Origin of the sequence: Dyadobacter bucti (assembly GCF_005869225.1) — a bacterium.
Classification (GTDB): domain Bacteria; phylum Bacteroidota; class Bacteroidia; order Cytophagales; family Spirosomataceae; genus Dyadobacter; species Dyadobacter bucti.
This window is the reverse complement of sequence record NZ_SWFP01000001.1, coordinates 847,096-870,250: the sequence shown is the minus strand read 5'-3', so window position 1 is coordinate 870,250 and position 23,155 is coordinate 847,096. Positions and strand designations below refer to the sequence as shown.

Annotated in this window: 11 protein-coding genes; 5 read left to right on the top strand and 6 right to left on the bottom strand. The window is 49.1% G+C overall.

Annotation, left to right across the window (positions count from 1 at the left end):
- Positions 1-2: 2 nt before the first annotated feature.
- From FBF61_RS03170 to FBF61_RS03145, 6 genes are all read right to left on the bottom strand, one after another.
- Positions 3-1,403: an aryl-sulfate sulfotransferase gene (locus FBF61_RS03170; protein WP_138475705.1), complete on the bottom strand. Its 1,401-nt coding sequence runs from the start codon at positions 1,401-1,403 to the stop codon at positions 3-5.
- A gap of 220 nt (positions 1,404-1,623) precedes the next feature.
- Positions 1,624-3,153, bottom strand: a complete 1,530-nt coding sequence (locus FBF61_RS03165) for a RagB/SusD family nutrient uptake outer membrane protein (protein WP_138475704.1) — start codon at positions 3,151-3,153, stop codon at positions 1,624-1,626.
- A gap of 10 nt (positions 3,154-3,163) precedes the next feature.
- On the bottom strand, positions 3,164-6,178 hold the full coding sequence (locus FBF61_RS03160) for a SusC/RagA family TonB-linked outer membrane protein (RefSeq protein WP_138475703.1): 3,015 nt from the start codon (positions 6,176-6,178) through the stop codon (positions 3,164-3,166).
- A 221-nt stretch (positions 6,179-6,399) separates the two neighbouring features.
- Positions 6,400-9,390: a glycoside hydrolase domain-containing protein gene (locus FBF61_RS03155; RefSeq protein ID WP_166444408.1), complete on the bottom strand. Its 2,991-nt coding sequence runs from the start codon at positions 9,388-9,390 to the stop codon at positions 6,400-6,402.
- A gap of 122 nt (positions 9,391-9,512) precedes the next feature.
- Entirely contained in the window at positions 9,513-10,607 is a 1,095-nt protein-coding gene (locus tag FBF61_RS03150; protein WP_138475702.1) for a substrate-binding domain-containing protein, read from the bottom strand.
- A 143-nt stretch (positions 10,608-10,750) separates the two neighbouring features.
- Entirely contained in the window at positions 10,751-14,872 is a 4,122-nt protein-coding gene (locus tag FBF61_RS03145) for a hybrid sensor histidine kinase/response regulator transcription factor (protein WP_138475701.1), read from the bottom strand.
- Between the two features lie 284 nt (positions 14,873-15,156).
- On the opposite strand from FBF61_RS03145, the gene FBF61_RS03140 reads away from it, so the two are divergent.
- The 5 genes from FBF61_RS03140 (at position 15,157) to cysQ (ending at position 23,140) form a co-directional block, all read left to right on the top strand.
- Positions 15,157-18,249, top strand: a complete 3,093-nt coding sequence (locus FBF61_RS03140) for a SusC/RagA family TonB-linked outer membrane protein (RefSeq protein WP_138475700.1) — start codon at positions 15,157-15,159, stop codon at positions 18,247-18,249.
- Between the two features lie 24 nt (positions 18,250-18,273).
- Entirely contained in the window at positions 18,274-19,842 is a 1,569-nt protein-coding gene (locus FBF61_RS03135) for a RagB/SusD family nutrient uptake outer membrane protein (protein ID WP_138475699.1), read from the top strand.
- 13 nt (positions 19,843-19,855) lie between these two features.
- Complete coding sequence (locus tag FBF61_RS03130) at positions 19,856-21,274, top strand: aryl-sulfate sulfotransferase (protein WP_138475698.1); 1,419 nt, start codon at positions 19,856-19,858, stop codon at positions 21,272-21,274.
- 138 nt (positions 21,275-21,412) lie between these two features.
- On the top strand, positions 21,413-22,375 hold the full coding sequence (locus tag FBF61_RS03125; protein WP_138475697.1) for a glycoside hydrolase family 16 protein: 963 nt from the start codon (positions 21,413-21,415) through the stop codon (positions 22,373-22,375).
- Between the two features lie 3 nt (positions 22,376-22,378).
- Positions 22,379-23,140, top strand: a complete 762-nt coding sequence (gene cysQ, locus FBF61_RS03120; protein ID WP_138475696.1) for a 3'(2'),5'-bisphosphate nucleotidase CysQ — start codon at positions 22,379-22,381, stop codon at positions 23,138-23,140.
- Positions 23,141-23,155 lie beyond the last annotated feature (15 nt).

Genomic DNA, 23,155 nt, shown 5'->3' with positions numbered 1-23,155 from the left:
GGCTATTTGTTGACGAGATAAGGCGCAACGAGGTTTCCCGGGATAAATTCTGCCCGGTAAGGCATGATCTGGCTTTTGAGCATCCACAGAAATTTCCCTTTTGCGTCGGTTAGCACCACGGTGTTGGTCTTGGAGCTGCACTGGAGGATCGCATCGGTGCCCACCAGGTAAGCACTGCCCATTCTGGCGGTATAAATTTCTTTGGGCAAAATGATCTGCCTGGTCAGTGCGGCGGTTTTGTTTTTTTCGTCCAGTTTGAAAGCCAGGGTCCGGGTTTGTTCGCGGCTGGTACCATTGTCGAAAAGCATCAGATCGCCCTGTGCATTTTTGTGCACGGCGTGGCCCTGATCGAAAATACCTTCCTTAGGGATTGCAAAATCACCGTTCTTGCCAAATTTCCAGATTACTTTTCCCGTGCCGGCATCGAGTTTCCAGACCTGCCCATTGTTATAAAAAGAAACCAGATAATTGCCGTCTGTATCAAAACTGACGCTGTTGGCGTGCATCCAGTCTTTTTTCTCGGCCATGATTTTAGGATCCTTCAGCGGGTCGAGTGCATCAAAAACCGACCAGCTCCATACTTTTTTGCCCTTTCTGTCAAGTACCAGTATGCCGTCGCTTTTCACCGTGTCCTGCGCAGTGCCGCCGACGCTGGTCAGGTCCATGATTTTCGTTTGCACACTCAGGGTGACGACCTGACTTTTGTCGTTTAAAATGATTTCATGGTGTACCGTTTCTTTAAAATCGGCTTCGCCCTTTTTGAGATGCAGCAGTGTATCCCCGGCCAAGGATACTTCCAGGATCTCGTTTCCGTAGCTTGTCGGATATTCGTCCGTTCCAAGTATGGACAAAATGGTTTTATTGCGTGTAAAATGTGTCGTTTTGAACCCGGTGCCATTCACCTGATGGTACCAGCGTATTTCCCCTTTTGCATCCAGCATAAAGATAATCCCCGGCGTTTCCCGGCGGGAAATCAGCACAAAACCGTCTTTGAAAGTTTGCGGAACGACCGTTGAATCAGGCGCGATAACGCGGAAAAAATCCTGTATCCACATCGGATAGGCAGGTGTTTTGAAGTCGTACTCCTTGCTTTTAGTTTCACTGCCACCGTCGGCAGCGATAACCTGGTAGCGGTACTGTGAAGAGGGGCGGAGGTTGGTAAGTACCAGCTTATGTTCCGTGCCGGCAGGTGTGTGCAATGTCGTGTATTTTTTGAGAGAATCGCCTTTCTGCCAGTATTCGATCCACAGACTGTTCGAATGGCTTGTTTTTACATCAATCCTGACTTTCAGCGTATTCCTGCCCGGCGCACTCAGGCTGATCGTTTCAATACCGGTACCGCCGCAGCCTGCAAGCAAACCTCCTAAAACGAAAACCAGAAAATTGAGTAAAATGCATTTCATGGACAAAAACGGGTTTAGCGGCAAAGATAGCACACATCGGCTTCGCTATACGAATGTGCATTGACGTTTTCGTTATCAGGCAGAAGATGCCCGGTCACCCTGTCAATGAGCGAAGTCGAAGGGTTTTGCGTATTGCATCTGCCCTTCGACTCCGCTCAGTGTGACATTGTAGTGTTTGATTTTCAATCAATTAAAACACTATATCAATACGACGACAACACTACTGCCTACCACTATTGCTCAGATTAGGGTTCAAATCTACCTGTGCCTGTGGATAGGGGAAATACTTGTGTTTGTTGATATCGATGCGTGCGGGTTGTCCGATTGCCGTCAGGTATGTATTGACCATAGATTGATATTTACCCATGCGGATCAGGTCTTCCCGGCGTTTGCATTCGAAGAAAAACTCCCAGCCACGTTCCGTCAGGATCGCGTCGCGCAGGCCGTCTTTGGTAAATGTTCCGGCGGCGCCCAGCAAAGTCGCTTTCGAGCGGGCTTTCACCTGGTTCACAAGCTGGATACTTTCTGCATTCGGACCGTTCAGTTCGTTCAGAGCTTCTGCACGTGACATCAGAATGTCGGCGTAGCGGATGATCGGAAACACGTGTCCGTCCAGATAGGTTGTTGATCCTTCGGGATCTGCATATTTCTTGGAGGCTACATCAGGCAGGTAGTAATAACCGGCAGGAGGGTTTACGCTTCCGGCAGGAGGCTGTACGTAGCGCAATCCGTCAGTTCCGATATAATCGTAAAAGAACATTTCGCGACGGTCGTCATTTTTCTCGAACGTATTCCAGAACCGCCAGGGAATCGCAAAATACTGCCACCTGTCGGTAACTTCCTTGTGGTTGATCGGGCCAAAGTGGTTCATCATTTCGGTGGCATCCACGAGATTGTTCGAAAGGGCGCTGAAAATGTTTTCAGAGCACCATTTGTTGCTTTCAGCAAAAAGCTTCGCATAAGACGGGTACAGCTCATATTGTTTCAGGTCCATGATCTGCTTTGTGACATCCACCACCTTCTGCCATTCTTTTTCGCGCAGGTACAGCTTGGCCAGCAAAGCCAGCGCTGAACCTTTGGTAGCCCGGCCCACATCATTGCTTGTGTAAATAGGGCTGCTTGCGTAATTAAGCGGCAGGTTTGCAGCGGCATATTCAAGGTCAGCGATGATCTGCGCATTGATCTGCGACACTTCTGTCACCTCTACGCGTGCTTCATAATCAGGGCTTTGGATATTTTTGGCAACTTCGTCTTCGGTCATCAGCGGAACCGCACCAAATGCATTGGTAAGGTCATAATAGCCCAGGGAACGAAGGAATTTCAGCTCACCCAGAAACTGCTTTTCTTCCGCATCGGAAAGTGCCTCGATTTTTGGGATATAATACAAAGCATTGTTCACATCAGAAACCAGCTTGTACTGATGCTGCCAGGCGTAGGCAAGATAAGTATTGCTCGGCCCCCAGTTTGCATCAGACATCAGTCCCACGTCCCCGCCGGATTTCGCGTGCCCGGCATCAGTGGTAAGGTCAGTGATCGTAACCTGAAAACCAGCATAGTACATCCAGGAGTCGTTGCTTCCGCTGGGTTGTTTCAGCCGGGAATAAGCAGCATTTACCGCCGCAATGGCATCGTCTTTCGACTGGAAAGCATTGGCGTCCGTCAGGATGCTGTACACTTTCGGTTCGATGAGGCTTTCGCAGGAAACCGCGAAGCACAGCATCAATAGTGATAGGATCGATATATATTTCATTATCAAAATATTAGAAGTTAACTTTTAAGCCAAGGGTATAAGAACGGTAAGACGGGAAGGCAGTATAATCCAGACCGGAGGCAAGGTTGATGCTGGTGGCAGCGGTGCCTGTATTGGCGGCTTTGGTATTTACTTCCGGGTCAGTACCTGTGTAGCCCGTAATCGTAAACAGGTTCTGAACGGTTCCGTATAGTCTTACGTTGATCTTGCTGCTTGGTCCGAAAGGCAGGTTATAGCCCAATGTGATCATTTTGCAGCGCAGGTAAGACGCATCTTCCACAAATCTCGAATTGATATAACCTCCGTAAGAAGTAGTGGCATACCCGTCACGCGGGATGTCTGTATTCTCGTTGGAAGGAGTCCAGCGGTTCAGGGCCGAAACGCCGTAACCCGATTCGAGGATCAGTGCATTGGCATTGTACAGGCTGTAATCCAGCGCACCCTGCATGAAAATGTTCAGGTCAAAATTCTTGTATCTGAACTCGTTTCCGATCCCGTAAGTGTAATGCGGGTTCGCATTGCCGAGGTAGGCACGGTCATTGGCATTGATCACGCCGTCATTGTTTACATCCGCATATTTGGGACTTCCCGCCGGTGCGCCTGGCTGAGCGGCATAGGTTTCACCCGATTTGATCACGCCGTCATATACATATCCGAAGAAGCTGCTGAGTTCACGGCCAGGTTCCAGTTTGGTAAAATCCACAGCACGGCCGCCATAAGGATTGGCAGTAGTGGTGATAATGTACGGACGACCGCCCAGGTCAAGCACTTTTTGCTTGTTATAAGCAATGTTAAATGATGTTTTCCATCTGAAACTGCCTTTGGTAATATTCTGGGTATTGAGGGAAAGTTCAAGACCATTGTTCTCAATGGCGCCCGCATTCACGATCTGGCTGCTGAAACCCTGCCAGTCACCGATCGGGATGTTCATCAGCAGGTCGTTTGTTTTTTTGTGATAATAATCAAATGTAGCCGAGATTCGTCCGCTCGCAAATGCCATATCCACACCAATGTCCAGCTGTGCCGTGCTTTCCCATTTCAGGTCTGGGTTTGGCAATCTGGTTGCAGCCACGCCTCCGTAAGAATTCTGGCCGTCGAGGGTCAGGTTTACGGGAGAGAATGTAGTCATATAAGCATAGTCCCCGATGCGGTCGTTTCCGGTAACCCCGTAGCTGGCGCGTACTTTCAGGTCAGAAAAAAGGTTCAGGTTTTTTACAAATTCCTCATCCCCGATGCGCCATGCAAGCGATCCCGAAGGAAAGTAACCATAGCGGTTGTTTTCACCGAAGCGGGAAGATCCATCCCTTCTGATCGTGAACGTAGCCAGGTATTTGTCCTTGAAACTATAATTGATACGACCGTATGCCGAAGCAATTTTGGTATTGATCTTGTTGCTGGTAGAAGTTACGCGTTCGGTACCTGCACCCAGGTTATTGTAGAGAAAAACATCCGAGCTGAAATTCTGTACAGCCGTATAATGGTCATCGGTCTTGTCGTCCTGGGTAGATACCCCCGCGATAGCATTGACAGAATGCGCGCCGAATGTTTTGATGTAGGTAAAATAACCTTCCACCAGGTTACGGGTAGCGGCGTTGTCCTGCACCGTTGCACGGCCTTTTACTTTCTCACCGTCAACAAGGTCGCGGGGCAGGTAGGTACCTTCCTTGAAACCGTTGTATTCCGTACCCGCATTCACTTTGAACGAAAGGTCATCGGTGATCTGGTATTCAGCAAATGCGTTGATGTTGACTTTGTTGCCAAAACGATTGTTGGTAGGTGCAAGCAGCCAGGCAATGGGGTTGTCACGGCCCTGGAATCTGGCATAGGAGCCGTCCGCATTGTAGGAAGGTACCGCAGGCGATGCTGAAAGGATTCCGTACATTACGTTGGAAGGTACGATGGAACCGTCGTAATTTTTGAAAAGAGAGACAGTGCGCGAACCAAAGACGTTGGCACCTACTTTGAAACGTTTGCTGAACTGCTTATCTGCATTCAGACGAACGGAATAACGATCATAATCGGTGTTTTTGAGGGCTCCGTCCTGGGAGAAATAGTTGAGCGAAAGCGCAACTCTTGTATCATCGTTCCCGCCGCTGGCCGTTAAACTGTAGCTCTGCACGCTCGCGTTGCGCGTAGACAGCTTGAACCAGTCGTTATTGATCCCGCTCGCGAGATCGGTCGGTGTGTAGGTTGGCGGAAGGCCTCTTTCCGAGTTTTTAGCATTGGTAATTTCCATTGCCTGCAATCCGCTCATTTTTTCGTAGCTGCTGGATACCTTCTGTACACCGTAGTAGCTGTCGAAAACCACGGTTGGCTTGCCTGCTTTACCCCGTTTGGTAGTGATGATCACGACCCCGTTTGCACCTCTTGCACCATAAATAGCCGTGGCAGAGGCGTCTTTCAGGATCTGGATATCTTCAATATCATTTGGGTTAATGTCTTTTCCGGTCTCGGAAGGAAATCCGTCGACAACGTAAAGCGGCTCGTTGGTAGAGGAAATCGAGTTCCCGCCACGGATACGCACGATTGTGGTACCTCCCGGCGCGGAGTTCGACTGGCTTACCTGCACCCCGGCGGCACGTCCCTGAAACGCCTGGGCCACATTGGAAGTAGCCCCTCCCAGGTTCAGGCTTTCATTGGCGATAGAGCTTACGGCACCTGTCAGGTCCTTTTTCTTCTGCGTTCCGTAGCCGACAACAACAAGCTGGTCCAGTGTTTTGGAATCTTCTTCCAGTATCACATCGAACTGTGTTTTGTTTCCGACGGTCATTTCGGCTGTTTTATAACCGATAAAAGAAACGCGCAATACGGAAGCACTTCCCGGAACTGCGATTGAAAACTTCCCGTCCACATCGGTAATCACGCCGGAATTTGTACCTACCAGCGAAACATTGGCTCCGGGGATCTCCGCCCCTTTGGCATCGGTCACTTTCCCCGACACGCGTGTTTCGCCCGATTGTGCGAAAACAGCCGTGACGGCCAGAAATGAGACGAAAATTGAAAAGAATAAAAGTTTGTACTTCATTGAAACATGGGTTTGGGTTGACACAAAAATTCTTCCCGGAAAAAAATAGCCGACCGTGTCAGCATTCTTCCGAACACACTGATTACAAATATTTTAGGGATGAAAACAAAAGTATATACAAAAATGTGTGCGCACACACTGTTGAATAAAAATTGCTGCGATTTATCCCGTCAAAAGAAAATTTTACTGTTCGGATCAGCGAAAAAACTTAATTCTACTTTTCAGGGCTTTTCGGATATGATTATCAACCATCCTTTGCCTTTTGCCACAGGAATGGCCTGTCCTTTTGTAAAAGATGATTTGTTCTGAAAGTTTTTGACGTCGGGAGCTTCTATTTGCGCTTTGGCAGGATTGATGCCCAAAGCCTTCCAGTCTATTTTCAAATGAAAGTCCGCGTCGCCCTCGGCCCAGCTCGCTACCGATACCAGCACCGACTTTCCTTTGACATAGCTGGTAGCCAGAATGGCCGGGTTGTCTGTTTTGACAGGGTTGTTTTTCACCCAGTATCCGATCATTTTACTGCCTTGTATACCAAATTCGTCCCACATTTTCCATATCGGCCGGGCGTCATCGCCTTCGCCCCAGGGCATCCGGTTGGTCATGCCGTATACCATCCCGCGCCAGAGATTGCCGCCATCCTGCAGCATTTCACCCATCAGTCCGAAAGGAATTCCGGACACTTCGGTCAAGAAAAAGTCCGGGCTGTTTTTTTCGTAATCGAAATATTCCCCGAACCAAAGGCGGTTCAGATATGGGAAATGCTCCATGTACAGGTTTGCGCTGTTGTTGAAGCCATCATTTTTATTATACTGATTGGCCGAATGCAGGTCAATGATCCCGGGATGGTTGTTCTGGGTCAGTACGCGTTTGACGCGTTTCATGGTAGTACGGTCAAAAGCCACATCGTCCAGATAAATGCCATCTATACCCACTTTTTGGGTAAGCCAGTTCATGCCTTCCACATAGTAGTTATGCCAGCGGCTCATGCCCGAGTTCACTACCGCAGCGTCTTTCAGTTCGGGTACATACCAGGCAGCAATGTAGTCGTCACCCAAATGTTCCTGCAGCCATGCATAACCGAGCCCCTTGCCCGGTGAAAAGATTTCGTGGCCCAGGCTGCGCAGCGGCGCAAGCTCGTATGCACTATTTGACAGCTCGCGGATCGTATTATATATTTTTACCTGTAATCCGTCCTGATGCGCTTTGTCGATGTATTCTTTCATAGCCTTGTGCTCGATGAAAGGGTAGTTCACATAAGGGTTGATCGGCGTGGCGTGGTGGATATTGACAATTGTCGCACCGGTTGCTTTGATCGAATCCGGGTTATTGTATTTGTGATAAAACCGGGTTTGCCATTGAAAATCGGTGTCGAGTGCATGGAAAGGGGTGATCAGCAGCGTGAAATTGTAATACAGGCTTTCACCTTTTTTCATCGTACGGGCGCCGCTGTAATTGCTGACCAAAACCTGATCACCTTTTTCGGAGATCCTGATGCCGCCCTTGTTATCATTACCCCAGGAAGCCGGCAGCAGCAAAGGTTTTTGCAGATAAAAATTGGTATTGAGCGGCCGCACATATTTTTCATCCCGGAGCGAAAAGTTCAGCCCGGCATTCACGTCGCCGATCCATGCACCATCCTGATTTTTGGTAGCAACCTCCCATTTCCAGTCGTAACTAGCAGGCCGTTTTCCGCCTTTCAGGTTGAGGCCCATCATATAGCCGGCCGCATCCCTGTTCATCGGAATATCCATAAAAATGTCCGACAATGCGATGTCTTTCAATGCCGTTACTTTCATTTCATAGGCGACAAAACCATCGAATTCGATGTGCGCTTTGATGTCCAGACTAATATTCTGAGAAGAGCTGGTAGCAGACCACCCAACGGTCCCTGGCGTTTCTACGTCGTATTTCAAACTTTTGGCTACCAACTTTTCGGCATTTCCCGTGGCATCCGTGATTTGAAAGTTCACCGGCGCCTGAATGATATTTTTGGGCGTCTTCGAAATCCCTGTCATTTCCGGGGTGAAAAAAGTCTGGATACCTGCCGGAAGGCCGTTTTCCGAAATGATCAGCTTTCTTCCCAGCAAATCAATGCTGTTCCCGTTCCTTTTCAACGGGATGTAGGGGCTGATCACCTGATTGTCCTGTGCCATCGTCGAGTTCAGCCAGGCAAGTCGGGTTTGTTTTTCGGGGGAGCTGATACCCTTGTCATGGAGCTTGTCTGCACCGAGGGTAAAAGTCAGCTGGACGTCATACTGAGGTTCGTTATCGGCGGATATCCGGACTGTGCCGGTGTATATTCCCGCCGGAATATCCGACGGAATGTCGCTCAGGCACCAAAGCGCCTGTACTTTGCCCTTGGCCACATTGACAGTGTTTTTCAACGGTTTTCCGTCCCAGGCGGTGCCTTCTGTATTGAGGCAGGAAAATGCATTGGCAGGGATGCTGTTGGTTCCGTTTTTAAGATCGTTAAAACGGACAGTAACATTTTTTAAATCTGCTTTCAAAGGATATATCCCAAGCTGGAACGAGAAGTTTTCGCCAGGTGACACCTCTGCTTTAAAATCTGTGGCGGCTTCGGTCAGTATCCATCTTTGTGGCAGATCGTCCGTCATTTTAATCGGGTGCATCCGGTCCTCCGGGAATACAAGGTAACGCTTCGATGCATGGGCTGCTGCCAGCTGGCTTACTTCGGAAGCCTTGGCGATCACCTCCATCGGGTAAAAGCTGTTGATCGCATTCACAGATTCGAGCATTATTACCCGGGCTGCAACGGATTTGGAAGCTACGTTTTGTTTCCAGGCCTTCGTTGCCGTTTCCGTCCTTTTGAGATAAGTAGCAGTAGGGTAGTTGGAACGTCCGTTGACCTTGTAAGGAAGATAGTAGATATAATATTTCCCCGGCCCTGAAACCGGTTCGAAGAAAATGTCGCCTGACTCGCGGCTGATGTTTTCTGCTTTTACGTTGAGGATGCGCTGGGTGGTTTGTCCGTCAACGACAATGATCTCACTGTCGGTATGGTGGTCGCGTCTGCGCCAGTCGATGGTCGCCTTTGCTGCACCGGTGGCCTGTTCCACCTGGACAACAGCCCGGTGGTTTCCCAGTGAATCAGCATTCCACTGGTTTTGCCCGGCAGCATATTTCAGTTCCTGCGCATGAGCCTGAATGAATAACTGGAGGCAGAACAGGGAGAGGTAAAGTGCTCGTTTCATACGGACAAACCTACCAAATTTGAGGTGTGTACGTGCACACTTTAACCAAATTTTAATCTATTATTAGTTAAAAATACGGAATATTCAATTTTGAAATAAAGAAATACAAATTGGAACAGGCACTAAGCAACCGATTCTTCTGTTGCGGTTGCTTGTTCTTCCTCCAGATAGTAGCTCAGGTTCTCCTGGGTGACGATGTCCAGCGAAAGAAATTTAAGCCGGGGTACTTTTTTCTTGAATACAAGGAAATTTGCCAGCTGTTTGATGCCCAGATAACCCTGCCGCTTTGGATTTTGGTTGATCAGGAAACCGATCGTTCCTTTCTTCAGGTAATGGAGGTTTTCGGCAAGAAGGTCGTAGCCGATAATTTTTATGTGACCGGCGTGCCGCTCTTCCAGAAATGCGGCAACATGGTGTGCTTTGGAAGTCGTGACGAAGATATGTTTCAGGTCGGGCGTAGTTTCCAGTACACGATCCAGCTGATTTCTAAAGTCATCCGGATCTGAACGGTCCAGTTCGATGGTACTGATATGGTACTGGCCTTGCGGGTCAGCCTGCCCGAAATAGTCGCGCAGCCCTGTTTCTTTTTTTACAAGGTGTGCCGCATTGCTGGTTTTTTCATCAATATGCACCACCAGCACAGAGCAAGGCTCCGACTGCCCGTAATGCATAAGCTTTCCGGCCAGTTTCCCGCTCTGGTAAGAGTCCTGCCCGATATAGCTCAGCAAGCCAAAATCCTCGATTTCGGTGTTGAAAAGCACAAACGGAATGTCTGCTTTTTTCCATTTCTCGAAAAACGGCAGTATTTCATGGTAAAAGATCGGTGACAAAAAGATCCCGTCCGGTGTTGATCCGGTTAGTTCTGCGGCTTTCTCGGTAAAGGATTTTACATCAAAAGGATTGAATATAAACTGCTCTACGGATACGCCATATTGTTTCAATTCCTTAACCGACAGCTCAATGCCATCTTTCGGTCCCTGCCAGTACGAGTCGATTTCAGGGTCGGGGATCAGCGCTGCGAAGCGGTATTGTTTTTTGGAACCCAGTGCGCGCGCCATCAGATTAGGCTCGTAGTTGGACTCATCGATGATCTTCTGGATGCGGAGCCTCACTTTCTCCGCCACTTTTCCCCTGTTGTGGATCACTCGATCGACGGTACCCGTAGATACTTTGGCTTTCAGGGCTATGTCTTTGATGCGGATTGTCTTATTCTCCATTTGCAGTATAATGCGTTTGATAATTTTTCAAAGCATCTGCATGCCGGTTAATACTGTAAAAAAAGAGCAGCTACATGCCAGGATATCACAAATATATCCGGAGAAATCCAAGATCATATCGGAAAAGTAACGCTTTTGCCTGCTCAGGCCTGTGCATTTGCAGTCTTGCTTTTCAGCTTCGCCACATACTCCGAGGGTGAGACGCCATATTGTTTGATAAAACTCTTGGAAAAATAGGAGGGTGTGTTAAAGCCCACTTCAAAGGCGATCTGGTTTACGTTCAGTCGGCCTTCCTGTAAGAGTTTGAGGCCTTTTTTGAGCCGGACCGACTTGATAAAGTCATGGACGCCCTGACCTGTGAGGGATTTGAATTTAGCATAAAGTACTGTGCGGCTCAGGTTTGTGAGTTCGCTGATTTTTTTATGGTCCAGATCTGGATCGGTCAGATTTTCTTCGATGAAAGCGATAATGCTGTCGAGAAATTCCTTGTCCGGCTTGTTGTGTTCCAGGTCCGGGGGGTAAATGTCTTCTGACTGCTCAAATTTTTGTCGTATGGTTTCCTGGTTACGGATAAAATTGTAGATCACCTGGAACAGTAAATGCTGCCGGATCGGCTTCATGAGGTAGCTGTCGGCTCCGGCTTCATAGCCTGAAAGCTGGCTGGACTCGTTGGCCTGGCTCGTGAGCAGGATCACAGGGATATGGTTGGTACGCGGCTCATTTTTGATGATCGCGCAGAATTCCAGTCCGTTCATGACAGGCATAATCATATCCGAAATGATGACATCGGGCTGGGAAACAGAGGCAATTTCGACGCCTTCTGCTCCATTTCTGGCTTCGAAGACCTTGAACGTGCCCGATAGCAGAAGCCTCAGAAAACCCCTTATTTCCGGATTGTCGTCAATGATCAGGATCTTTTTACCTTTCAGGACGGCCAGCTTTTCTTCTGAAAACGGTTCGGATTGGCTGGTGTTAATTTTGTTTTCGGTTGATCCGATTTGCATGTGCGTTCGTTTAATCTCCGCCGCCCTTGATCTGGGCAAGGATATTGTGAAAGTAGTACCTCTTGAAGGCGTACTTGCCACTTCGACCGTACCGTTGTTGGCATCCATAAATTCCTTGACGATCACAAGTCCCAGTCCCGTGCCTGTTTCACCTTCTGTACCATTCGCGATCCGCTGGTTTTTGATATCGTACAGACTGTCAGCTTGTTCAGTTGTCATCCCAATGCCGGTGTCGCTGATCTCAATCGCAATCATATTTCCTTCTTCCCGTGAGCTTACGCTTATCTCGCCCTCGGTCGGGGTGAATTTAATGCTGTTGCTGAGCAGGTTACGGATAATCGTGTCGACCATTTGCGGATCTGCATAAATCGAATGCGACGGATCGGACGATAGTAAAAAACGGATGTTCTTACGTTTCAGCTGCTGCTCCATCAGCGACTGGTTTTTGATCAGCAGCTCTTCAATACTGATATTTTCCGGGGTGTAGGCAATGTTCTGGCTTTGCGTTCTGGCCCAGTCGAGCAGGTTCATGAGCAAATCCTGGACCGAATTGGAGCTTTTGTTGATATCGCTGATATAGCCATACACTTCATCACTGCTCAAAGTCGGGAATTTCGCTTTCAGCAGATCCGAGATCCCCGACAATGCGGCGATCGGATTTTTGAGGTCGTGGGCAAGGATGGAGAAAAAACGGTCCTTGGTACGGTTACTGATTTCCAGGTCATGATTGGCTTCTTTGAGCTCGTGCGTTCTTCGGGCCACCACCTCTTCGAGCTGCCGGTTTTGCTCTTTCACCGAATTGATGCGCTGGTAAAATATGAACAGGATAATACCCGCCACGAGCAATACCACAAGCAGCCGGAACCACCAGGTTTTCCAGTAGGGCGGCAGCACTGTGATTTTAATGCTCGCCTCTTTTTCGGAGAGGTTCCCTTTATCTGAAACTGTTTTTACGCGCAGCGTATAGTCGCCGGGGTCGAGATTGGTGTAAGTGACGTTATTTTTGGAACCGATCCGGCTCCATTGCGGATCAAAACCTTTGAGCATGTAGGCATACTGGATCTTGTCCCGGTTGGTGAAATTCAGGGCGGCAAATTCGAAAGTGATAACGGACTCGGCATAGGAAAGCAGGATTTCACGCACCGAATTGATGCTTTCCTTCAATGCACCTTCACGGCTTACCGGGACCTCTTTGTTAAAGATCTGAAATCCTGTGAAAACAATGGATTGCTCTTCCAGGCTTGCGCGGGTGTCTTTGGGATAAAATTCATTGAAACCATTATAGCCGCCCAGGTACATACGTCCGTCGCGGCTCAGGCAGCGCGCGTCTTTAAACTCGTTTCCCTGAAGACCGTCGGCGATCCCGAAGTTCTCGAAGGTGTCTTTTGCAAGATTGTATTTGGAGATCCCCTTGGTGGTATTGATCCACAGGTTACCGTCACCGTCGGGCTGCAGGCTCGTGATGATATCATTGGGCAGGCCGTTTTCTGTAAACCAATGCCGGAACAGGCCGGTTTTCGGGTCGAGCATGTTCAGGCCGTAATTGGTCCCGATCCAGATATTTCCTTTTTTGTCTTCCCATACCGAGGATACACCGTTGTTGCTGAGGCTGTTGGTTGCATCCGAATGCTTGTAGGTGCGGAACTTTCCGGTTTGGACATCCATGATGTTCAGGCCGCCGCCTTCCGTGCCGATGAGCAGGTTGCCGTTCCTGGCCTCCCTGATATTGAGGATATAATTGCTGCTCAGGCTCGCCGGGTTTTTCGGGTCATTGAGGGTGTGCGTAAAAGAATCGGTTGCGGGGTCGTACAAATCCAGGCCCTCACCGTAGGTACCTACCCAGAGACGGTTGCGGCTGTCGCGGAAGATCGCGAAGGCGTAATTGCTGTTCACACTGCGCGGGTCGGCGGGGTTATTGCGGAAATGCCGGTACCGGTTTTCTGCGGGGTTGAAAACCGTAAGCCCTTTGCCCCACGTCCCCAGCCAGAGGTTGTGTTTTTCGTCCTCGGCAATGGCCAGCACATAATCCCCGGAAATGGAAGCGGCATTGTTTTTCTGGTTACGGTAGTTCGTAAAATGCTGTTTGTTACGGTCAAAACGGTCGAGGCCGCCGCCGTCGGTGCCGATCCAGAGCATGTTATCGGAATCTTCAAAAATCACATTGACAATGTTATGGCTCAGGCTGTTCACGCCTTGCTGGTGCCGGTAGTGGTTAAACTTATCGGCCCCCGGCGTGAGCAGATTAGCCCCGCCGTTTTGCGTGCCCAGCCATATATTCCCGTCTGCATCCTTCAGTACCGAATTGATGGTGTTGCTGCTGATGCCGGTTTTGTCATTTTCATTGGCCCAAAACCTTTTGAAGCTTTCGTCCAGCGGATTGTACCGCACCAGCCCGTTATTTTCCGTACCGATCCAGAGTATACCGTGGTCGTCCTCGGCCATGGACATCAATGAAACATTGCCCAGTTCATTGTTTTTAAATGAAACCCAGGAGCCCGATTTCCGGTCGAGGAGGTTGAGGCCGCCGCCATAGCTGCCCAGCCAGAGGTTTTTGCGGCTGTCTTCGAAAATAAACTTGATGCTATTGTAAAATCCAGGTTTTCCGGTGCCTGGGCCGTGGCTGTAACGTCCGAAGGATTTAGTCTTTTTATCAAAACGGTTCAGTCCGTTGACGGTTCCTATCCAGATATTTTTTTCGCTATCCTCATAAATGGTGGAAATGCCGTTGTCGGTGAGGCTGCGGGAATTGACGCGGTCGTGTGAAAAATGTATGAAACGGTTTTGTTTGCGGTCGAAATAATCGAGGCCGTCGGCAGCGGTCCCGACCCATACGTTGTTGTCGCTATCCACAAAAATGCATTCGATATAATCGCTCGACAGGTGCAGCGGGCCGGGGCTGCCTTTCCGGTAATTGGTGAATCGCTGGAGTTTGGGATCAAACACATTCACCCCGCCTTCCCAGGTGGCGATCCAGAGCTTGCCTTCCCGGTCTTCGGAAATGCATTTGATATCGTTTGAGCTTAAACTGTTGCTGTTTTTGATCTCCTTTTTATAGACGGTCACCTTATAGCCGTCGTACTTGCTCAGGCCGTCTTTGGTCCCGAACCAGATAAACCCCTTGCTGTCCTGAAAAACAAACCGGACCGATCCCTGTGACAATCCTTCATTGACACCGATCTGACTGAACCTGATGTTTTGGGTAAGCGCAAACAGGGGGTGAAGGGGGGCACAACACAAAAGGATTACTAAACCAATACGCATATACAGAATTTCCTGATCACTTCGCTTCGCCGTCTTTAATTCTTGAATCTACGATTTTCGTGAATTATTAAACTGACTTTTCAGGAATAACATTAAAAATATTCGCTTTAATGGGCGAAAATGGCGTTTCAGGGACGGATTTACTGCAAATCGGGACTATTGGAACAGGGATGGGACGGCTGTAGGGTAATTTTATCGAACCAAAAATGGTGCCGTAATTCCGGGTAAGCCCACTAGTTTCCTAAACCCTTTTACCAAATCTTTCTGATCATTAAGTGAATCAAATGATGCTACTATTTACAAAGAATTTCAGACGCTTTTTGCTGCTTGCCGCGATCATGGCCGGCGGCTGGCTGCCGGTATCTGCCCGCGCGCCCTATGTGAATTTGAACAAGCCGGTTCAAAAAATAATGGTCACGGGTACCATTACTTCCAAGGAAGGCGAATTGCTGCCGGGTGCTTCTATACAGGAAAAAGGGACGCAGAATGGAGGCAGCAGCGACGCCGCCGGGAAGTTCAGCCTGCAGGTGGAAGACAACGCCATACTGGTCGTACGCATGATCGGATATGTTCCTATGGAGATACCCGTAGGCGGAAAATCCAGAGTGGATATTGTGATGGAAGCTGACATTGCTGCGCTGGACGAAGTGATGGTGGTGGGTTACGGAAGCAAAAACAAGAGCAATTTCACCGGCTCGGCGGTAACGCTGAATTCGGAGAACCTGAACAAAGCGTCCCTTTCGATGGCGAATTTACTGCAGGGCCGGGCGGCCGGTGTGCAGGTAAGCCAGAACAACGGTACACCGGGAGCAGCACTGTCGATCCGGATCAGGGGTACCAACTCGCTGAATGCGGACAGCGAGCCGCTGTACGTCATCGATGGTTTTCCTGTGAACGCGCAGGTGGGTTACTCGCTCAGTCCGGAGGATATTGCTTCGGTAACGATATTGAAAGATGCGGCCTCTACCGCCATTTATGGTGCTCGTGGCGCAAACGGCGTAATTATGATCACCACCAAAAATGGTATCAACAAAGAAAGCAGGCTCTCGCTGCACAGTTATTTTGGTATTCAAAAAGTGGTAGACCGTTTCGATCTTACCGGGCCTTACGACCATGCGGTGCGGCTGAACAAATTATCCGGACTCACCGGAAGCCTGGCACCTTACAGCCCGTCAAGGCTGGATTCTTTGCAAAGAGGATTCATCGGTACCGACTGGCAGGGCGAGCTTTTCCGTACTGCGAAAGTTCAGAACCACAGCGTGAATTTCACGGGTGGAAGCAATAAAACTTCGGTTTTTTCCAGTTTCGATTACCTGAGCCAGGAGGGTATCATTGTTCATTCCAAATACAAAAGAGTAGGGGGAAGGGTGAATGTGGACCATGCTATCAATGATAAATTTAAGGTTTCGGCCCGGGTTTTCGGAAATTATGGTGTACAAAATGACCTGCCACTGGCACCTTCAACGATCAACGGTTTCCTGAAACAGGTTCTGAAAGCCAACCCGGCTTCCACTTTTGACCCGAGCATTCCGCCTCAGCGCGACGCCCGTAACCCGCTGCACTTTGTACAGGCCGAAAACCGGGAAAATGTTTCTTACCGTACCAACGGATATTTTTCCCTTAAATATGAGATCATCAAAGGGTTGTTGCTTCAGGGCGATTTCGGTGCGGACATCACCAGCGGCAAGTACCGGTATTTCGCACCTTCGACAGTGCCGAATGCCATTGCTACCAAAGGTATTGCAACCGTAACCGAGACCAATGAAAAAGACCTGATCGTGAACCCGACGCTGACCTACGATCTGAAATCGGGCGAACATGCGGTCAAACTGCTCGCGGGCTATAACAGTCAGAATTATACATACCAGGAAACGGGCCTTACCGCGACCAATTTCAGCAGCGACGACCTGGGTTACGACAACCTGGCCACTGCCCAGCAATTCAGTGCTTATTCAGGCAAGAATGTCGTGAAACGCAAAAGCTGGTTCGGACGCGTGGACTATGATTTTAACAACAAATACCTTTTTACAGGTACTTACCGGGTCGACGGTTCGTCGGTTTTCGGCAGCAACCATAAGCTGGGTTATTTCCCATCGGCTGCTTTCGCATGGAAATTCAGCGAGGAAAATGCGCTGAAAGACCTCGGTTTTATATCGTCGGGTAAAGCAAGGGTGAGCTACGGTATCACCGGGAACGACCGGATCAGCTCCGGCATTTCGCTGGCGACCTATGCGGCCGACAATTCTACCAAATACACTTTTGACGGTGTTACGACCGTGAGCGGTATTGCTGTGACGAGGATTTCGAACCCTGATCTGAAATGGGAAGAAACTGCCGCCTGGGATTTCGGGATCGACGTAGGTTTTTTCAAAAACAGGCTGATCCTGGAAGCTGATTATTATAACAAACAAACCAATGACCTGCTGCTCGATCGAAGCATTGCGCCTTCGACCGGTTTCGAAACCCGCTTCGGAAATACCGGGAAAGTTGAAAACAAGGGTCTCGAACTTGGTTTGCAAACTGTGAATATGGCCGGCAAGGATTTCAAATGGAACAGTACCGTTTCATTTGCGGTGAACAAAAACAAGGTGAAATCGCTGGGTGCCAATAATTCGGATATTTATGTCGGCAGCTTCAAACCGGACGGCGGGGCCAATTTTGAAAGTCCGTTTATCATCCGCGTAGGAGAACCGATCGGCGCGATTTACGGATATGTTTACGACGGTATCATCCAGGAAAACGATCCTGCGCTGACCACCACACATCCCAACGCACAGGCGGGCGACCCGAAATTTGTGGACCTGAATGGTGACGGTATCCTCAATGCCGACGACCGGAAAGTACTGGGAACCGGCGTACCGAAAGTGAACCTGGGTTTTACCAATAATTTTACATTCAAGAATTTTGCCCTGGACGTGGTTTTACAAGGACAAACAGGCGGTAAACTGGTAAACGTACAGAAAGTGGATTTGCTGAACCCGATCACGCAGGGTAATGTGCTGAACGACGTGCTGACCGATACCTGGTCCCCGGAAACGCCCGAAGGAACGATCCCGGCGCGGAGCTTTTACGGAAATACGCATGGCGGGTGGGTGAACTCCCGTTTCGTGGAAAGTTCTGATTTTGTGCGCCTTAAAAATGTGACCCTTACATACAGGGTTCCGGCGTCGATTCTGAAATCGATCGGGATACAGGCGTTTGATATTTACGTGAATGCGCAAAACCTTTATACATTCACCAACTACTCGGGCCTGGATCCTGAAATCGGGAACCTGGTGAGCAATTCGCAGCAAAACAGGAACGTGGCCAGAGGAATTGATTTCAATGCCTATCCCGTAAACCGCATGTTGCTGCTAGGTGGAAGACTGACCTTTTGATCAAAAAAAATAATCCGGTTGATAATGAAAAAAATATATCAAGTTGCCAGCGTGACCCTGCTGATGTGCCTGTCACTGGTGATGTCCTGCGAGAATGGCCTCGAAGAAGAGACCTTCTCGGTATACGATGAAAACGTGCTGACCAAGCCGGAGCATGCCGAACAGGCTGTGCGCGGGACTTATGCGGCACTGAAAGACAACGGAGGCTTCGGCTACTATGCCGGAAACCTGTACTGGCTGTACGAATATCCGGGCGATGTGGTGACGACAGCACTTACATCCCGCCAGGGCGGTCAGCTCGATCAATTGACCTATGATGCATCCAATTCAGTGCTGAATGATGTCTGGATCAGCATTTTTAAGCTGATATCCCGGACCAACGAGGCAGAGGAGCTGATCAGCAATGTGGATTTTGTCGGGAATTCGTCTACAGACCAATTGAAAAACCAGAATCTGGGAGAAGTGCGTTTTTTAAGGGCATTGGGTTATTATGATGCTACTTCGCTCTGGGGAAATGTACCTCTGCTGCTCAAATCGTCCTCGAAATTTACAGAAGCCGATGAAAACCCTCAAATGACGGAGCAAGCCGTGGTAGAAGATGCCATGATCGCCGACCTGCAATTTGCAGAGCAGAACCTGCCTGCTTCTTATCCGCCTGCGGAAGTGGCCCGCGCAACCAAAGGCGCTGCCAAGGCGCTATTGATGCGGTTATATATGCGGCGTGGAGAATGGCAGAAAGCGGTTGACAAATCGACGGAGATCATCGGCACGAACTTTGATCTTCGCACCAAAGCCGAAGGAGGCATTGCATCGCTTTTCAACACGGCCAACCGGTCGGATAATGAGTTTATTTTTGTGTTGAAATCCTCCAATGAAGCAGGTGCTTACGGGGTTAACAGCAATAGTTTCGGGATCAATTCCACGCCGTGGGACCTGAACCGAGGCTGGGGGAATTTTCCTATTCATCTTGATTTTTATAAGGTTTTTGACAAAGACGATGACCGCAGGGGATTATTGACAGGCGTCTTCAAAACACTTTACGGGCAGGTGATCAGCGTGCCGAAAGAATATGGCGGCATCGGCGGAGCAGCTCCTGATACGGTGGCGGCCCAGTTTATTTACAATCTGAAATACCCGCACGTCAACAACTACAATTATGCCGGTTTCAATAACGTCACCATCCTGCGTTATGCAGACGTGCTGATGATGCGCGCCGAAGCACTGAACGAACTCAACGGCCCGAACGCAGAAAGTATCGCACTGGTCAACCAGATCCGTACGCGAAGCAGCCTGCCGGCTATTACCCTGGCTTCCTATCCTACGAAGGAGGGCCTGCGCGACAAGATCTTCGACGAGCGCAATAAGGAGTTTTTTATGGAGGGCAGAAGAAGGGACGACCTGATCCGCTGGGGTAAAAGTGCTACGAACGGCTCGAACGCACTCGCCAAATTCAAGGAAAAAGTGGTTCCTACTTTGCGGAGTGCGGCCACCTACTCGGACGCTATTGACTATACGGTGTTCCCTTATCCTCAAAATGAAATTCAAAGCAATACCTCGCTGGATGCAAGCATTAATGCAGGTAGGGTAAAATAGTTATTTGGTACGTATGTCGGGTTTGAAAAAGTTGCTGTTTTTTGGATTGATACTTTTGGTGTCGACGGGTATTCTGTGGCAGTTTGATAGTGTGAAAGATGCCGTCGCCCCAATCCGGGTCGATCATGTCGGCCTGGTGCATGTGCCGGAAAACAGGCTGCGTTTCAGGGTAGATGTGACGACCAACCGCGACTGCGATGCCTATTTGAAATATTGGTCAAAAAAAAGCAGTGATACGCTTTATTCCACAATTTCAAAAGGCGGGCACACGCATGCGCTCTGGATCACAAATACCAAGGGAAAAACGGACTATACCTTTCAGGTGGTGGTTTCTACGGCTTCACAAAAAGCAGTGAGCAAAAAATATCCGCTCGAAACCAAGTCCATTTACCAGGCTACACCTTATTTTACCCTTGAACATCTGGACAGCAGCTTTGCGGAAGAAATAAAAGGCAGATACTTTTTGACCCAGATCCTGACCGAACCCGGCTCGGCCGTGATCATTGATTACAAAGGAGAAATTGTCTGGTACGAACCCTTCCGCAAAGGCGTGAAGGTTTCGCACTGGACGCCGGAAAAAACGGTGATGTGTATAGTAGGTCCGGAAAAAATACCTTCTTCCGGAGGGGATGAAATTGTGGAGCTGGACCTGTCAGGGAAGGTGCTTACGCATTTACAGACCGGAGAAGGTGATATGGACAAAATGGTACACCACGAAGTCCGGACTGACAAGGACGGCAACATTTATGCACTGACCTTCGATAAAAAGGTTTTTGATCTGACCAGCGTTGGCGGAGCGAAACAGGATACTGTGAAAGGCGACGGTATTGTTATTTTTTCCCGCAAAGGAAAAAAGATATGGGAATGGACCATGCTGGATCATCTGGACCCGCTTTCAGACCCTGATATCATGAAAAATAAAAAGGATTGGGTACATGCCAACTCACTTTTCAGGGAAGAGGACGGAAACTTTCTCATCTCTTTCCGCGACCTGAACCAGGTATGGAAAGTAGACTACAAAACGGGAGATGTACTTTGGAAACTGGGTGAAAAAGGTGACTTCACGCTGGCTGAAGACGAACTTTTCAGCGCGCAGCACTATGCACACATCAATGCCCGAGGGGAACTGATGACGCTCGACAATGGTGTTAAAAAAGGGATCACCAGGGCACTGTCATTCAAGCTCAATGTGTCGGGCAAAAAAGCCAGGAAAGAGCTCGATATTCCGTTGGCCAGAGATTATTACAGCACGGCAAAGGGAAATGCGCAGCTTTTTGGCACAGACAAAGTTATTTACTGCATCACCGACCCGAGGGTATTTCTGGTCACCGACTTCAAAGGAAAAATCCTCTGGAAAATCCAGGTAGGAGGAGATCCGTACCGGCTGGAAGAAACACCGGGGTTTGAGCAGGAAGGAGAAAGAAGCTTTTAGCTATTGGCCGTCGGCAGTCAGCTATCGGCCTTCGGCAAGCGATTATAGCTTTAACTTACAAATCATGACCATACATGACCATTTAAAAGCATTCAAATCTCATTCTACCCACTAATAACCGACCGCCGAAAGCCTCATATGAAAACATACATTCTATTCTTAACCCTCGCCATTTCTGTTCTTGCCAGCTGCAAATCTGACGGCCAGACTAATCCTGATCCCAAGCCGGAGCCGGTTGAAGAAGAACTTGACGGTGACCCGGATATAGGCGACCTGACTCTTCCGGGTACTTTTTATGACAAATTCGAAACCGAGCTGGACGCTGCGAAATGGGATAAAATGAACCGACTCTGGGGACAGTCCGCGAACGCGGCTTACCAGCACGGGGGCGTTATTCCTGAAAATGTATATGTCAAGGGTGGGCATGCAGTGATGCGCGCACTTGGCGACCAATATACCGGTGCACTGCGTGGGCCGCAAGGACATAGCAAACGATTGGGCGGGGTACTGACATCGACAAGCAGATTCGCATCTGGTCGCTATGAATTCAAAATGAGGATATTGCAGGCGCCTGATATGGGCGTGGTGTCGGCAGCATGGAGTTTCTGGTACAAGGAAATTACCCAGGCTTCCGACCCGGCAGCGTGGCAGAAGGCCGTGGCGGCGGGCAATATTGCGGATAATGGCAGGATTACGCTGAACCACGAAATCGATATCGAAGTAAAAGGGGCCAACCTCGGCAACCCGATCTACACCAACTGGGTAGGAGAAAAGTCGGGAGAATACGATAGCAAAAATATTGTTTACCCCGCCGGACTGAACGATCAGAAATTCCATGTGTACCGCTGGGACTGGCATACTGGCGGCAACGGTCAGGAGGCAAGGGTGGAATATTATATTGACAATCAGCTGATGCGGACCAGCACGACCAGGGTCCCTTACATTGCGTCCCATATCAATATCGGCAACTGGTTTGCCTGGTGGGCGGGGAATGATAGCGGAACCTACAAAGCCCCGAATTTCGATTCGATGGAGATGTTCGTGGATTGGGTTAAATTCACGCCTTTTAACGAACCCAACGACGATTTTCTAGCAGATTGACCCATGCAGATAGCCATAGAACTAATCAATGCGATTGCCCTCGAAGCCGGAAAAGGTATTCTCGAAGTTTACAATAATCCAAATGCCGATTTTCAGACAACCCTGAAATCAGATGATTCTCCGCTCACTGCGGCCGACCGTGTTTCACATCATATCATTGTGGACGCGCTGAGAGAGGCTTATCCATCAATCCCAATCATTTCGGAAGAAGGCAGGGATATCCCGTACGAAGACCGGAAAGACTGGGAATATTTCTGGTGCGTGGACCCGCTGGACGGTACCAAGGAATTTATCAAGAGAAACGGAGAATTCACCGTTAATATCGCTCTTATTCATATTGACAAGCCGGTTTTGGGTGTAATTTATGTGCCTGTCCGGAATGTGTTATACTATGCGGGCGAAAATGACGGAAGCTGGAAACAGTCGGATGATGGAACTGTAACTGCGCTGAAGGTGACCAAACCCGCTGACAACTGGATTTCGGTAGGCAGCCGGTCGCATGCTTCGGAGGAAGATGAAAAGGTACTGGCCGGTTATCCTGTAGTTTCTTCCATATCCGTAGGAAGTTCGCTGAAATTCTGCATGATAGCAGAAGGCAAAGCACAGATATATTACCGGCACGGGCCTACCATGGAGTGGGATACTGCCGCCGGGCATGCAATAGCCAATTACAGTGGCGCAAAAGTAACCCGGCCAGACGGGGAGCCATTTCTTTACAATAAAGTTTCTCTGCTTAATGGAAGCTTTTTGTGTGTTGTAGCGTAGCACTGCCAAGTCTCG